This is a genomic window from Pelomonas lactea (assembly GCF_043555885.1).
GTDB lineage: Bacteria > Pseudomonadota > Gammaproteobacteria > Burkholderiales > Burkholderiaceae_C > Pelomonas > Pelomonas lactea.
This window is the reverse complement of the sequence record NZ_JBIGHX010000002.1, coordinates 794,701-809,207: the sequence shown is the minus strand read 5'-3', so window position 1 is coordinate 809,207 and position 14,507 is coordinate 794,701. Positions and strand designations below refer to the sequence as shown.

General features: G+C 70.0%; 12 protein-coding genes. 6 read left to right on the top strand and 6 right to left on the bottom strand.

All coding sequences use genetic code 11. The features are described from left to right. The first annotated feature begins 51 nt into the window (after positions 1-51). A complete protein-coding gene (locus ACG04Q_RS07915) occupies positions 52-996 on the top strand; it encodes a DMT family transporter (RefSeq protein ID WP_394510346.1) in 945 nt (314 codons plus the stop codon). A gap of 18 nt (positions 997-1,014) precedes the next feature. On the opposite strand, the gene ACG04Q_RS07910 is transcribed toward ACG04Q_RS07915, so the two are convergent. Beyond that, the gene (locus tag ACG04Q_RS07910; protein ID WP_394510345.1) at positions 1,015-1,425 is read right to left on the bottom strand and encodes a winged helix-turn-helix transcriptional regulator; all 411 of its coding nucleotides are present in this window, start codon (positions 1,423-1,425) and stop codon (positions 1,015-1,017) included. Between the two features lie 83 nt (positions 1,426-1,508). Here ACG04Q_RS07910 and ACG04Q_RS07905 point away from each other — a divergent pair, with 83 nt between their 5' ends. After that, a complete protein-coding gene (locus ACG04Q_RS07905; RefSeq protein WP_394510344.1) occupies positions 1,509-2,369 on the top strand; it encodes an SDR family oxidoreductase in 861 nt (286 codons plus the stop codon). Positions 2,370-2,431: 62 nt separating this feature from the next. On the opposite strand, the gene ACG04Q_RS07900 is transcribed toward ACG04Q_RS07905, so the two are convergent. Both ACG04Q_RS07900 and ACG04Q_RS07895 read right to left on the bottom strand, forming a co-directional pair. Beyond that, the gene (locus ACG04Q_RS07900) at positions 2,432-3,772 is read right to left on the bottom strand and encodes a sigma-54-dependent transcriptional regulator (RefSeq protein ID WP_394510343.1); all 1,341 of its coding nucleotides are present in this window, start codon (positions 3,770-3,772) and stop codon (positions 2,432-2,434) included. Further along, the gene (locus tag ACG04Q_RS07895; protein WP_394510342.1) at positions 3,765-5,594 is read right to left on the bottom strand and encodes a sensor histidine kinase; all 1,830 of its coding nucleotides are present in this window, start codon (positions 5,592-5,594) and stop codon (positions 3,765-3,767) included. Before ACG04Q_RS07895 ends, ACG04Q_RS07900 begins: the two co-directional genes overlap by 8 nt. A gap of 289 nt (positions 5,595-5,883) precedes the next feature. Between ACG04Q_RS07895 and ACG04Q_RS07890 the strand changes: the two genes are divergently transcribed. The 4 genes from ACG04Q_RS07890 to ACG04Q_RS07875 are packed head-to-tail and all read left to right on the top strand — an operon-like array spanning position 5,884 to position 9,436. After that, a complete protein-coding gene (locus ACG04Q_RS07890) occupies positions 5,884-6,807 on the top strand; it encodes a branched-chain amino acid ABC transporter permease (protein WP_394510341.1) in 924 nt (307 codons plus the stop codon). An 11-nt stretch (positions 6,808-6,818) separates the two neighbouring features. Then, on the top strand, positions 6,819-7,901 hold the full coding sequence (locus ACG04Q_RS07885; protein ID WP_394510340.1) for a branched-chain amino acid ABC transporter permease: 1,083 nt from the start codon (positions 6,819-6,821) through the stop codon (positions 7,899-7,901). Positions 7,902-7,914: 13 nt separating this feature from the next. Further along, a complete protein-coding gene (locus ACG04Q_RS07880; RefSeq protein ID WP_394510339.1) occupies positions 7,915-8,700 on the top strand; it encodes an ABC transporter ATP-binding protein in 786 nt (261 codons plus the stop codon). A 13-nt stretch (positions 8,701-8,713) separates the two neighbouring features. Then, the gene (locus ACG04Q_RS07875; RefSeq protein ID WP_394510338.1) at positions 8,714-9,436 is read left to right on the top strand and encodes an ABC transporter ATP-binding protein; all 723 of its coding nucleotides are present in this window, start codon (positions 8,714-8,716) and stop codon (positions 9,434-9,436) included. Positions 9,437-9,495: 59 nt separating this feature from the next. Here the strand turns inward: ACG04Q_RS07875 and ACG04Q_RS07870 are convergent, their stop codons facing one another. From ACG04Q_RS07870 to ACG04Q_RS07860, 3 genes are all read right to left on the bottom strand, one after another. Further along, positions 9,496-11,826, bottom strand: coding sequence for an alkaline phosphatase D family protein (locus ACG04Q_RS07870; protein WP_394510337.1), 2,331 nt, complete (start codon positions 11,824-11,826; stop codon positions 9,496-9,498). 13 nt (positions 11,827-11,839) lie between these two features. After that, a complete protein-coding gene (locus ACG04Q_RS07865) occupies positions 11,840-13,312 on the bottom strand; it encodes an OmpP1/FadL family transporter (RefSeq protein WP_394510336.1) in 1,473 nt (490 codons plus the stop codon). 135 nt (positions 13,313-13,447) lie between these two features. Beyond that, positions 13,448-14,506, bottom strand: coding sequence for a Leu/Phe/Val dehydrogenase (locus ACG04Q_RS07860; RefSeq protein WP_394510335.1), 1,059 nt, complete (start codon positions 14,504-14,506; stop codon positions 13,448-13,450). Position 14,507: the final 1 nt, after the last annotated feature.

Here is a 14,507-nt window from a genome sequence, read left to right as displayed (position 1 = left end):
ATGAGCATTTGCTCATTTGTCTATCAATGTTGAAGAAAAGATAGTACCCACATGCGATCGTCGACTTTCGTTGCCACCCCGGGAAGCGCCAGCCAATGGCGGATTCATCTGAAGCTGCTCGGCATGGCTGCCCTGTGGGGTGGATCCTGGCCCGCGGGCCGCGTGCTGGCCCAGGCCCTTCCTCCGTTGGCCGTGGCCAGCTGGCGCTTTGGCATCGCCTTGGTGCTGCTGTTGGCCTGGCTGCACGCCACGGCGGGGCTGCGCCGGCTGTGCGGGTTGTCCGCGCGGCAATGGGGCGGGCTGGCGCTGGCCGGGGCGGTCGGGGTGTTCGGCTATGCGGTGTTCTTCATGCTGGGGCTGGCGCAGGTGCCCGCTGGCCGTGCCGCGCTCGTCGTGACGACCAACCCGGTGGCCACCACGCTGCTGGCGGCCTGGTGGTTCGGCGAGCGGCTCAACCGCCGCATAGGCGTTGGTATGGCCCTCGCCACGGCGGGGGCCTGGGTCGTCATCACCCACGGCCAGCCGTTGACGCTGCTGACGGGTGGGCTTGGCGTGGGCGAGCTGCTGCTGCTGGGCTGCGCCGCGTGCTGGGTCGCTTACACGCTGATGGGGCGCCGCCTGCTGCAGGGCGTCGATGCGCTGACCACCACCACGGTCACCGCGGGCCTGGGCATGGTGCTGCTGCTGGCTTCGGCCCTGGTCTTCGAGAGGCCGCAGGCCCTGGCCGCACCGCTGCAGGCGGGCGCTGGCATCTGGGCGGCGCTCTTCTTCCTGGCGGCGGGTGCCACCGTGCTGGCCTATGCCTGGTACTTCGAGGGGGTCTCCGCGCTGGGCGCCGGGGCGGCCTCGGCTTACATCACGCTCGTCCCGGTCTTTGGCGTGCTGTTCGCTGCCATCGGGCTGGGCGAGCAGGTCGACGGCTCCATGGCCGTCGGCGGCGCACTGGCCGTGGGCGGCCTCGCCGTCATGAATCTGGCGCGGCGCTCCCCGACCTGAGCGCCCGCCCGGCAGGCCCTACTCGCCGCGGTTTGCGCTGCCGCCGAACGGGCAGGCCATTGCGGCCAGCGCTTGCGTGGCATCTAGGGGCGGCTGCGGCGGCGGCTCGATCGCGGCGTCGGGTACGGTGTCACCCCACTTGCGCATGGCTTCAAGCACATCGCGCAGACCCTCGCCGAGGGGCGTCAGTTCGTAGACCACCCGTGGCGGCGTCTCGGCAAAAGCCATGCGCGTGACCAGCCCGTGCCGCTCAAAGCCGCGCAGCCGATGTGTCAGCGTGTGGGCGCTGATGCCGGGCAACGCGCTGCGCAGTTCAGTGAAGCGCCGCGGGCCATGCAGCAGCTCGCGAACCACCAGCGTCGCCCAGGGCCCATCCAGCAAGGTGAGAAATCGGGCCACACCGCAGCAGAGCGGCTTGGCTGCTGACATTTTTTCCATTGGTGCATTTGACGTAACCAGTGCATGAATTTGACCATTGATGCTCTGTTCATTGAACCAAAGGAAGTTCTGTCATGACCTATGTGATCCATGGCGCCACGGGCGCGCAAGGCGGCCCCTTGCTGGCGCGGCTGCTGCAGGCCGGCCATCGCGCAGTGGCAGCCACGCGCCGCCCGCCGGTCGCCGGCGGCTTGCCGGCGGTGGTGGCCGACCACGACTCCGTGGAGTCACTGGTGGCCGCCTACCGCGGCGCTCAGGGCGTGTTCGTTCATCTGCCGGTGACGGCCGAGGCCGACCGTCTGCGCCATGCCCGCAACATGGCCAGTGCCATCGCCATCGCGCGCCCCAGGCGCGTCGTGATCTCGACCAGCGGCTGGGTGGTCGACGAGCCCGGCTCGCCGATGCAAAACCCGCCCGAGAGCGCCATCGCGACGCTGATCCGCGAGACCGAGGCCAGCGGGGTGTCGACGGCCGTGGTGGCGCCACGTCTGTTCCTCGAGAACCTGCTGAACCCCCTGGTTCTGGAGCCGGCCAATGTGGATGGGGTGCTGCGCTACCCGCTGCGCGCCGGCTATCGCGTTGCCTGGAGCTCGCACCTGGACGTCGCGGAGGTGGCCGAGCGCCTGCTCATGGACTCCGCCATCACGGGTGTGGTCGGCGTGGGTCAGTCGCCCGGCCTCACCGGGGACGAACTTGCGGCCGGCTTCGCCACGTTCTTCCAGCGCGCGGTGAGCTACGAAGCGCTGACGCCCGAAGCCTTCGGGGCCATGATCGCGCCGATGCTGGGCGAAGGGCCTGCGGCCGGCGTCGTGGCGGGCTACCGGGCGCAGGCGCTGGCGACGTCCAACACGATTGCCAGCGAGACCAGTGCTCAGGCGCGGCTCGGCATGGTTCCACGCACAACGCAGCGCTGGCTGGCCGACCTGCTGACCTGACTCGCAGCAGGAACATCGCGGCCGCCGGGAGCCCGCTCAACCAGCGACGTCCTGGGCGGCCGCTAGCGAAAGTCGTCGAGCACGATGCCGTGCCGGTGCAGCTTGTCGTACAGCGTCTTGCGCGGCGTGCCCAGCAGTTCCATCGCGGCGGGCACCTTGCCGCCGCAGCGGCGCAGCGCCTGCTCGATCAGCGTCTTCTCGACGAGGTCCATCTGCCGCGCCAGGTTCAAGGACGGCACGGCCTGCAGCGCGGCCTGCGGGTCCAGGTCGTCCAGGGCCAGCACGAAGCGGTCGGCCGCGTTGCGGATCTCACGCACGTTGCCGGGCCAGTCGTGCGCCATCAGCTCGCGCAGCTTCTCGGGCGTCAGCTCGGGGGCTCCGCGCTCGTAGCGGGCGCAGGCCTGGGTGACGAAGTGCTCGAACAGCAGCGGGATGTCCTCGCGGCGTTCGCGCAGCGGCGGCAGGTTCAGCGTGGCGATGTTGAGGCGGTAGTAGAGGTCGCTGCGGAACTCGCCGCGCGCGGCCTGTTCGCGCAGGTCGCCCTTGCTGGCGGCGATGAAGCGCACGTTGATCGGCAGCTCGTCGTTGGAGCCCAGCCGTTCCACGCGGCGCTCCTGCAGCACGCGCAGCAGCTTGATCTGCAGCGCGATGGGCATGGTCTCGATCTCGTCCAGCAGCAGCGTGCCGCCGTTGGCGTGCTCGATCTTGCCAATGCGCCGCTTGGCCGCGCTCGTGAATGAGCCGGGTTCGTGCCCGAACAGCTCGCTCTCGAACAGCGCCTCGGGCAGGCCGCCGCAGTTGATGGCGACGAAATGCCGGTCGCGCCGTGGGCTCTGGTCGTGCAGGCAGCGCGCCACCAGCTCCTTGCCGGTGCCGGTCTCGCCGACGATGAGCACGTCGGCCGACGTGCCGGCCAGGTTCATCACCTGCCGGCGCAGCTGCTGCATGGCGGGCGACTGGCCCAGCAGCGCGGCCTGGATGCCGTTGGCGCGCTGCAGCTGTTCGCGCAGCTCGTCGGCAGAGTGGCGCAGCGTGCGCAGGTCCAGCGCGCGGCGCGCCACGTCCACCAGCCGCTCGGGGGCGAATGGCTTCTCGATGAAGTCGTAGGCGCCGCCGCGCATGGCCTGCACGGCCATGCTCACGTCGCCGTGGGCGGTGATGAGGATGACGGGAATGCTGGAATCGGTCGCCTGCACATGGGCCAGCAGCGCGCGGCCATCCATGCCGGGCAGGCGCACGTCGGTGATGAGGATGACCGGCGCGCCGGGTTGCAGGTGGGGCAGGGCCTCTTCCGCGCTGCGACAGGGCTGCACGGCCAGGCCCTCCAGCTCCAGCGTCTGCGTGAGGCTGACCCGCACCGGCAGGTCGTCCTCGACGAACACGACCTTGTAGCCCTCAAACATCTGCTGTCTCCGTGGTACTGGGGGTGTCGACGGCCAGGTCGAACTCGAAGCTCATGCCGCGCTCCAGCCGCACCGCGCGCAGCGTGCCGCCGAACTCGTGCACGATCTTGGCCGAGATGACCAGCCCCAGCCCCAGCCCTTCGCCGGCCGGCTTGGTGGTGAAGAAGGGCTCGAACAGATGCGCCAGCGCGGCCTCGCTGACGCCGGTGCCGCTGTCCTGCACCTGGATCAGCACGCGCCGGCCCTCGTCCAGCGGCCGGGCCAGCACGCGCAGCCGGCGCAGCGGCTCGTGCTGCATCGCGTCCAGCGCATTGCCCATCAGGTTCACCAGCACCTGCTCCAGCCGGTTGGCCTCGGCGCGCACACGCTGGCCGGCGGTCATGTCCACATCCACCTGCACGCCCAGCGCCCGGCTGCGGTGTTCCAGCAGCAGCAGCGCGGCGCGCACACTGTCCAGCAGCGGCGTGCTGCCGCTGGCCTGCTCGTCGGCCTTGCGCGCAAAACTCTTCAGCTGGCGCGTGATCTGGCTCATGCGCTCCACCATCTCGTCCATCAGCTGCAGGTTGGTGGCCACGGCGTCCCGCCGGCCGTTCTCCAGCAGCCGGATGGAATTGCGCGCCAGCGCGCGCAGCGCCGTCAGCGGCTGGTTGACCTCGTGCGACAGCCCGGCCGACATCTGCCCCAGCACGGCCAGCTTGCTGGCCTGCAGCAGCTCGCCCTCGGTCTGCAGGCGCTGGGCGATCTGCGTCTTCAGCGCGTCGTTGGCCTGGCGCAGCTCGGCGGTGCGGCTGTCCACCAGCTGCTCCAGCTGGCCGTGTGCCTGCTGCAGCTGCGTCTGCGCCTGGGTCAGCTGGCGCAGCGCGCGGCGGCGCGACGACAGGTACAGCAACAGCAGGCCGATGCTCGCGCCGAACGCGGCGCCGCCCCAGGCCGCCAGCTGCGCGCGCTGGCGCACCTCGGTCAGGTCCGACAGGGCCACCAGCCGCAGCCCCAGCGGCACCAGCTGGCGTTGCTGCGCCAGCAGCGGCTTGTCCAGCACCGGCAGCCGCACCTGCTGGCCCTGGTGCACTTCCAGTGATGCGGGCAGGTCCAGGTCGGCGCCAATGGCCTGCGGGTAGCGCGCGCTGGCCTGCAGCGCCAGCCGGCGCGACGGGTCGGCATGGCCCAGCACGGCGTACTTCCAGGCCTGCACCGAGCTCATGATGACGACGTCCTGGTCATCGGCCACGAGGATGCGCTCGTTCTGCGAGCGCAGGCCCAGGTCCACCCAGGTGGCTTCCAGCGGCGCGAGGTTGAAGCGCACGACGATGACGCCCGCCGCCCGCGCGGCCTGGCGCAGCGGGTGCAGCAGGTAGAAGTCGGTGCTGCCGGTGGCCGGGTCGGCGGCGAAGAAGTGGGTGCGACCCTGCGCCATGGCCTCGCCCAGCCGGGCTGGCGGCGTCAGCGTTTCGCTGGCGGACAAGACCTGGCCCCGCGCATCGGTGACGAAGAGCTGGTGGGTGCCGGCGCGCACGTTGACGCGGGCCAGCATCTGGCTGGCGGCGTGGCGCGCGTCGGCGTCGTCCGGTGCCTGCATCAGCGCCTGCAGCGTCGGCGCGATGGCCAGCAGGCCGGGCAGGGCGGCGTGGCGCCCCAGCTCGGCCGACAGGTTGGTGGCGTACAGCTCCAGGCGTTCGGTGCTGAGCGCGGACAGCTGCTCGCGGCCACTGCGCTCGCTGAGACGGTGCGCCAGCACGAAGCCCAGCACCATCAGCGCGCCGGTCACAAAGAGATAGAAGCCCGGCCGGCTCAGCAGCCGCGGCAGGCGAGGAACGTCAGACACGGCGCTAGTGTGCCCACGCCCGGGCGGCCGCTGCGCGCAGCCGCGCGGTTTTTTGCGTGCTGGCGAAGAACCGCCCGGGCGGTTTGCGGTTTGTGCGGATTTCCGCCCACGACACCTCGGGTCGACACTCGTGACTTCTGACCTTGACCGTGCACGTGGGACCGATCAAACGCCCGGGCCTGCCAGATCGTCGGTGAATACCCTTGAAAGCCGGCGATTGGCACGGGGGTTGCGTTTCACGGTGGGTCGCGTGGCGCATGCTGCGCCCAACAAAATTTGTGGAGCCCTCATGGAGACTCTGATTCAACAGATCATCAACGGCCTGGTGCTCGGGAGCATGTATGCCCTCGTCGCACTCGGCTACACGATGGTCTACGGCATCATCAACCTCATCAACTTCGCGCACGGCGAGATCCTGATGGTGGGCGCCATGGTCAGCTGGACGCTGGTCACGGTGCTTGCTGACTCTGGGATGCCGGGCTGGCTGTTGATGGTCGTCGGCCTGGCTGCGGCCATCGTCGTCTGCGCGACGTTGAATTACGCGGTCGAGAAGATCGCCTACCGGCCGCTGCGCAATGCGCCGCGGCTGGCGCCGCTGATCACGGCCATGGGCATGTCGCTGCTGCTGCAGGTGCTGGCGATGATCATCTGGAAGCCCAACCCCAAGCCCTTCCCGCTGCTGCTGCCCACGACGCCGTTCGACCTGGGCGGCCCCGTCATCACGGTCACGCAGTGCCTGATCCTGGGCCTCACGGTCTGCATCCTGGCGGCGCTGATGTACCTGGTGAACTACACGCGCCTGGGCCGTGCGATGCGCGCCACCGCCGAGAACCCGCGCGTGGCCGGGCTGATGGGCGTGAAGCCGGACTTCATCATCTCCACCACCTTCGTCATCGGCGCCGCGCTGGCCGCGGTCGCCGGCCTGATGTGGGCCGCCAACTACGGCACCGTGCAGCACACCATGGGCTTCATGCCCGGGCTGAAGGCCTTCACGGCCGCGGTGCTGGGCGGCATCGGCAACCTGGCCGGTGCCGTCGTGGGCGGTGTCCTGCTGGGGCTCATCGAGTCCATCGGCGCGGGCTACCTCGGTGACCTGACCGGCGGCGTGCTGGGCAGCCACTACGCCGACATCTTCGCCTTCGTCGCCCTCATCCTCGTGCTGACGCTGCGGCCCTCGGGCCTGCTGGGCGAACGCGTGGCCGACCGCGCCTGAGGAGCACCACCATGCAAGCCAAGAAACTCTTCACCTTCATCGCCGTCGCGATCGCGCTGCTGGTCGTGCCGCTGTTCGCACAGCAGCTGGGCAACGGCCCGGTGCGCATCATCGACCTGGCCCTGCTGTACGTGCTGCTGGCGCTGGGCCTGAACATCGTCGTCGGCTACGCCGGCCTGCTGGACCTGGGCTACGTGGCCTTCTACGCCGTGGGCTCGTACATGTTCGCGCTGATGGCCAGCCCGCACCTGAGCCAGAACTTCGAGGCCTTCCAGGCCGCGTTCCCCGAGGGGCTGCATTCGCCGATCTGGCTGGTCATCCCGGCCGGCGCGGGGCTGGCGGCGCTGTTCGGCATCATGCTGGGCGCGCCCACGCTGAAGCTGCGCGGCGACTACCTGGCCATCGTGACGCTGGGCTTCGGCGAGATCATCCGCGTGTTCCTGAACAACCTGGAGTACCCGGTCAACGTGACCAACGGCCCGCGCGGCATCGGCCAGATCGACTCGTTCCACATCTTCGGCGTGGACCTGGCCAAGCCGCTGGAGATCGGCGGCTTCACCCTGCCGTCGGTGACGCTGTACTACTACCTGTTCCTGGCGCTGGTCGTGGCCAGCGTGCTGATCTGCTACCGGCTGGAGCAGTCGCGCATCGGCCGCGCGTGGATGGCCATCCGCGAGGACGAGATCGCCGCCAAGGCGATGGGCATCAACACCCGCAACATGAAGCTGCTGGCCTTCGGCATGGGCGCCACCTTCGGCGGCGTGGCCGGCGCGATGTTCGCGAGCTTCCAGGGCTTCGTGTCGCCCGAGTCCTTCAGCCTGCAGGAGTCGGTCATGATCGTCGCGATGGTGGTGCTGGGCGGCATCGGCCACATCCCCGGCGTCATCCTCGGCGCGCTGATGCTGGCCGCACTGCCGGAGGTGCTGCGCTACGTCGCCGGCGACATCCAGGCCATGACGGACGGCCGCATCGACGCTGCCATCCTGCGCCAGCTGCTCGTGGCGCTGGCCATGATCATCATCATGCTGGTGCGCCCGCGCGGCCTGTGGCCCGCGCCGGAGCATGGCAAGTCGGCTGCGCCGGCTGCGAAGTGAGGGAACAGGCACCATGACCACCCACGACAACATCGTCCTCAACGTCAGCGGCGCGTCCAAGCGCTTCGGTGGCGTGCAAGCCCTGTCCGACGTCGGCATCCAGATCCAGCGCGGCCAGGTCTACGGTCTCATCGGGCCCAACGGCGCCGGCAAGACGACCTTCTTCAACGTCATCACCGGCCTGTACGTGCCCGACGGCGGCAGCTTCTCGCTGGGCGGCACGCCGTACACGCCGCAGGCGGTGCACCAGGTCGCCAAGGCCGGCATCGCGCGCACCTTCCAGAACATCCGCCTGTTCGCCGACATGACGGCGGTGGAGAACGTCATGGTGGGCCGGCATGTGCGCACCAAGTCCGGCATCCTCGGCGCGGTGCTGCGCACGCCCGCCTTCAAGGCCGAGGAGGCCGCCATCAAGGCGCGCGCGCTGGAGCTGCTGGAGTACGTCGGTATCGCCAAGTACGCCGAGTTCAAGGCCCGCACGCTCAGCTACGGCGACCAGCGCCGCCTGGAGATCGCCCGCGCGCTGGCCACCGACCCGCAGCTCATCGCGCTGGACGAGCCGGCCGCCGGCATGAACGCGACCGAGAAGGTCGTGCTGCGCGAGCTGATCGACCGCATCCGCAACGACGGCCGCACCATCCTGCTCATCGAGCACGACGTGAAGCTGGTCATGGGCCTGTGCGACCGTGTGACGGTGCTGGACTACGGCAAGCAGATCGCCGAAGGCACGCCGGCCGAGGTGCAGAGCAACGAGAAGGTGATCGAGGCCTACCTCGGCGCCGGCCACAAAGCGCATTGAGCGGGGACGAGAAATGGCAGAAGCAAAACAAACCCTGCTCAAGGTCAGCGGCCTGAAGGTGGCCTACGGCGGCATCCAGGCCGTCAAGGGCGTGAACTTCGAGGTGCGCGAGGGCGAACTGGTGTCGCTGATCGGCGCCAACGGTGCCGGCAAGACGACGACGCTGAAGGCCGTCACGGGCCTGCAGCCCGTGGCCGCCGGCGACGTGACGTACCTGGGCGAGTCCATCAAGGGCAAGGGCGCCTGGGACCTGGCCAAGAAGGGCCTGGTGATGGTGCCCGAGGGGCGCGGCACGTTCACGCGCATGACCATCACCGAGAACCTGCAGATGGGGGCCTACAACCGCAAGGATGGCGAGATCGAGGCGGACATCGACAAGGTCTTCGCGCTGTTCCCGCGGCTGAAGGAGCGCGCCAAGCAGCTGGCCGGCACCATGTCCGGCGGCGAGCAGCAGATGCTGGCCATGGGCCGCGCGCTGATGGCCCGCCCCAAGGTGCTGCTGCTGGACGAGCCGTCCATGGGCCTGTCGCCCATCATGGTGGACAAGATCTTCGAGGTCGTGAACGACATCCACCAGCAGGGCGTCACCATCCTGCTCGTCGAGCAGAACGCCAGCCGCGCGCTGGAGCTGGCCAACCGGGGCTATGTGATGGAGTCGGGCGAGGTGACGATGGACGGCGAGGGCCGCGCGTTGCTCAACGACCCCAAGGTCCGCGCCGCCTACCTCGGCGAGTGAGCGCACCACGCAAAAAAACGCCCGGCACTGCCGGGCGTTTTGCTTGGAGGCGGTGAGGCTCAGACGACGGTCACGTCCGTCACGCCGGCCGCCACGCGCACGCGCCTGACGCTGGCCACCGGCGTTGCCGGGGCCACGCCGCCGGCCTGGCGGGCGACCTTCTTGAAGTCGCACAGCAGTTCGGTCTTGCTCAGCGACACGACCGCGTAGCCCTGCGCGTCGCTGTCGACATGCTTGATCCACGGGTTGTTGACCGGCGGCGCCGCGGCCGTCGTCGCGTCGGCGAACGGGTTCAGCCGCTTGACGATCTCGGCTGCCGGCACGGACGCGGCCGGGATGCCCAACGCGGTCGCCAGCTTGCCGCGGATCAGGCCGTACAGCGTCATTGCCGCGACCGACTTGCCGGCACCGGCGAGGCCGGCGATGGTGTTGGCGACCGTGGCGCCCATGGTGCCGGCCTGGGTCTCGTCGAAGGTGTTGATGACGGTCGTCGACAGCCCGGCGGTGGCCCGCGTCGCGGCGGCCGGGATCAGCCCGCCGGTGACGGCGGCCGTCACGGCGGCGGTGACGGCCGCGGTGTTGGTCAGGTCCGTCACGCCCGCGCCGAGCGCGATGGCCGCGCTCAGCATCTGGATGGCGATGGCCTCGGCCTCGGCCTCGCTCGTCGCCACCAGCGGCTTCAGCGGCGCGAAGGCCGGCTGCGTCGCCGCGCCGTAGAAGTAGCTGAAGTTGGAGTTGCTGGACACGCCGGCGGTGACCAGGTCCACCATCGCGGGCACCGGCGTCGCGGCGTCGTAGTCGGCCATGACGACGCCGGCGTAGAACGCGTGGATGTCACCCGTGACGGCCACGACGTTCTTCACGCCCTTGCTCAGCAGCTGCCCCATCAGGTACTTGCGCTCGGCGTTGAAGCCGTCCCACTGGTCGGCGTTCAGCACGAACTTGGTCTTGAACGCGGCCGGGGCGGCCGGGATCTTGGCGCCATCGATGCCCATGCGCAGCAGCGACACCTCGTTGCCCCAGACCTTCCACAGCGCGGTGGACGTGGTCATGGTCTGCGCCCACCACTGGCGCTGCGCGCCGCCCAGCACGCTGACGAGGGCCAGCGGGTCGGGCAGCGTGGCGCCGGCGCTCAGCTTGGCGGTCTCGACCGACGACAGCGTCGCCTGCGGCACCATGTAGCGCGCGCCGATGCTGCCCACCTGGCCGCCGGTCAGCGGGTTGGGCGCCGCCTCGGGGATGAGGTGGTCGGCGCGGTACAGGCGCTCGTCGGTCATGACGAGGTGCATCAGCTTGCCGAATTTCAGGTCGCGGTAGATGCGGATGCCGGTGATGCCCTGGCCGGGGTCCAGCGTGAAGCTGATGTCGGCCGGCATGTTCTCGAACCAGGCCTGGTTGGCGGACAGGCGGCGCGAGGTCTGCACCGTGTTGTCGCCCACCTGCGTGGTCGCGTTGAACGTGCCGTTGTCGTAGGTGCTGCGGTCGCCCCAGCAGTCGTCGCTGAACTCGTGGTCGTCCCAGATCGCGACGAAGGCAAAGCGCTCGTGCAGGTTCTGCAGCCGGCGGTCGGTGCGGTAGCGCTTGTAGAGGTAGCGGTAGTCCGCCAGCGTCGTCGCGTACTTGCCGCCGCCGCTGGGCAGGGCCGCGCCGTTGGGCAGCGCCAGCGCCGTGTGCGCGCTCTCCACGCCGCCGGCCTGGTAGTCGGCGCCGACGGCCTCGTAGATGTAGTCACCCAGGTGAACGACGAAGTCGATGTTCTCCTGGGCCAGCGCGTCCATGCCGGCCCAGTGGTTGACGCTCCAGTCCTGGCAGGAGATGAAGGCGAAGCTCAGCGCGCTGTTGTCGTTGTCAGCGGCGGGCGCCGTCTTGAAGCGGCCCACGCGCGAGCGGCTGTCGCCGGCCGTGAACTGGTAGTAGTACACGGTGCCTGGCTGCAGGCCGGCGATGCGGTGGCGCAGCGTGTGGTCGTAGAACTCGTAGACGGGCACGTCGGCGCTGGCGTCGGCGGTGCCGGTCAGTGCGGTGGTGGTGCCCAGCAGTGCGGCATTGCCGGCGGCCGCGCTGACGGTCAGCTTGACGGTGAAGCTGCCGGCGCCGGTGGCGCTGGCCACGTCATCGGCCGACGTGGGCACCACGCGGGCCCACAGCACGGCGCCGTCGGGCTTGGGGTCGCCCGACGCGACCGACTGCGGGAACTTGTACGCGCCCGTCGCGGCCGACGTGCTGGGCAGCGGCGTGGTGCTGCCGGGGAAGGTGGCGGGCAGCGGCTGGATGGGCGTGCCCGCGTCGCCACCGCCGCCGCAGCCGACGAGGCTGGACAGCGCGGTGGAGGTGGTGATCAGCGCGCCTGCTTGCGCGGCGCTGCGGCGGAGAAAACTGCGGCGATCCATGGCGGTCTCTCCCTCAGAACTTGATGTTGAACTGGACACCGAAGATGGTGGCCTTGGTGGCGTAGTTGCCGCGCGCGGTGGCGTACGAGCAGTTGCAGGGCGTCTCGCCTTCGCCGTCATCGGTGGCATTCATCGCGGCGTCCTTCAGCTTCACGTGGCCAAAGGAGAAGTCGACGCTCGCGGTGTCGCTGAACGCCCAATTGGCGCCCAGCGCCAGCCAGGTGCGGTGTGCGTCGGGCAGCGCCGGGCTGCGTGTGCTGGACGGCACGGGCGACAGGTCTTTGCTGTAGCCGGTGCGCAGCAGCAGTTGAGGCAGCGCCTTCCACTGCGCGCCGACGGACACCTTGGTGCTGTCCTTCCAGTGCTCGGGCGTGATGGAGTCGGGTGTGGTGTTGGCGAAGTCAATGCGCAGCTGCTTCAGGCGCGAGTCGCGCGTCCAGCCCACGTCGGCCATGACGGCGATGGTGGGCGTCAGCTGGTGGAAGCCGTGCAGCGACAGCGACTCGGGCGTGCTGATGGACAGGCTGGCGTCGGAGTCGTTGTGGTCCAGCGTCGCCGCGCTGTATGGCGCGCCGGTGATGGCAGCGAGCACGTTGGCGGGCAGCGTGCTTGGCTGTGTCCAGTCGGCGCTGCCCTTGAGCTTGTGGCTGACGCTGCTGCGGTAGCTCGCGCCGACGCGGGTGCCGGCCACCGGCTCCCACAACAGCGCGAGGTTGAAGCCCAGCCCCCAGTCCTTGCCCTTGATGGCGACCGAGCCGTCGAAGGTCGGGTTGCCGAACACCTGCGCGGCCTGCTGCTGCAACTGCAGCGCCAGCGCCGGCGCGCCGCCGGCGGCGGCCTGCTGCGCGGCGGCCAGCAGGCCCTTGGCATAGGCCGAGCCGTAGGGCACCGCGCGGCGCAGCTTGCCTTGCATGTACTGCAGGTTCACGCCGCCGGCGAGCGACAGCTCGGGCGACAGCTTCCACGCGACGTTGGGGTTCAGCGAGAAGGACTTCAGCTCCACCTTCTGCAGGTTGTAGCGGCCGCCCCAGTCGGGCCGGTAGTCGAGCTTGGTGCCCCAGGGGACGAAAAAGGCGACGCCGTAGGCCAGGTTGTCCGACGCGCGGTACGTGGCGTACAGGTGCGGCACGACGGCCGGCTTCGTGAAGTCCACCGTGTCGCCCACGGTGGCGGTGGCACGCGGCTGCAGGCCGGAGCCGGGCAACGCGATGGTGGAGCCCTGGTCGGTGAAGCGGGCGTTGGCGTCCAGGTAGTCGATGACGCCGGAGAAGTTCCAGCCCGACAGCCGCGTGATGCCCGCCGGGTTGGCGAACAGCGTGCTGGCATCGGCCGCCTCGGCGGCGTTGGCGTTGGCGGTGCCCTCGGCAGCGGCGCTCTGGGTGCCGAAGCGGTAGCCGGCGGCCTGGGCCGCGAAGGCCAGCGGCAGCAGCGCGATGGCGGCCAGCAGCGGGCGCAGCGCGCCCGCGGCGCTCTCGTTTCTTGTCATGGTTTGTCTCCGTAATCGTGCGTAACCCGCGGCATTGTGTGCAGCGCGCGTGTCACGCCCAGGGCAAGACAAACCCTGGACTGGAGAGAGCTCTCTAGATGTTGGCCGGGCGCAACCGCCCGGCCAAGGGGCGGCTCAGCGTGCCAGGTGGACGAGCTTGGATCGGGCCCAGTCGTCGGCCACGCGGGCGGGTGTGGAGTCGGCCTTCTGAACGCGCTGCAGCAGCTCCTCCACGCGCTCGGCGATCCTGCTGACCTCGGCCATCACGGCCGTCTCTTCGCCTTCGCCGCGGTACTCGCGCGCCACGCTGATGATGCCGCCGGCGTTCACCAGGTAGTCGGGCAGGTAGCAGACGCCGCGCGCCTGCAGCGCGTCGCCATCGGCCGGCGTGGCCAGCTGGTTGTTGGCCGCGCCGGCAATCAGCTTGGCGCGCACGGCGGGCACGGTCTGCGCGTTCAGCGACGCGCCCAGGGCGCAGGGCGCCAGCACGTCGACATCGGCCGCCAGGATCTCGCCCACATGCACGGCCACGGCGCCGAACTGCGCCACCGCGCGCTCGACCTTGGCTGCGTCCACATCGGCCACCACCAGCTTGGCGCCGGCCCGGTGCAGGAACTCGGCCAGGTGCCAGCCCACCGCGCCCAGGCCCTGCAGCGCAACGCGCACGCCGTCCAGCGAGCTGCGGCCCAGCACGAGGCGCACGCCGGCCTGGATGGACACGAACACGCCCCAGGCCGTCTTGGGGCTGGGGTCGCCGCCGAACGCGCCGTCACGCGGGATGCCGCTGACGAAAGGCGTCACGGCCTGCAGGCCGCGCATGTCGGCGGTCGTCGTGCCGACGTCCTCGGCGGTGATGTAGGCGCCGTTCAGCGACTGCACGGCGCGGCCGAAGGCGGCGAAGAGGGCGGGGCGGTCGAAGTCGCCCTGCGGCTTCAGGATGACGGCCTTGCCACCGCCGAAGGGCAGGTCGGCCAGCGCGTTCTTCAAGCTCATGCCTTGCGACAGGCGCAGCGCGTCGTTGAGGGCGGCGGCTTCGGAGTCGTAGTGCCACAGGCGGCAGCCGCCGAAGGCTGGGCCGCGCGCGGTGCTGTGCACGGCGAGGATGGCCTTGAGGCCGGTGGCCGGGTCGGTGGCGAGCAGCACGCGCTCGTGGGTAGCCTGGTCGGGCAGGCCGAAGAGGGAGGAGGGGGTCATG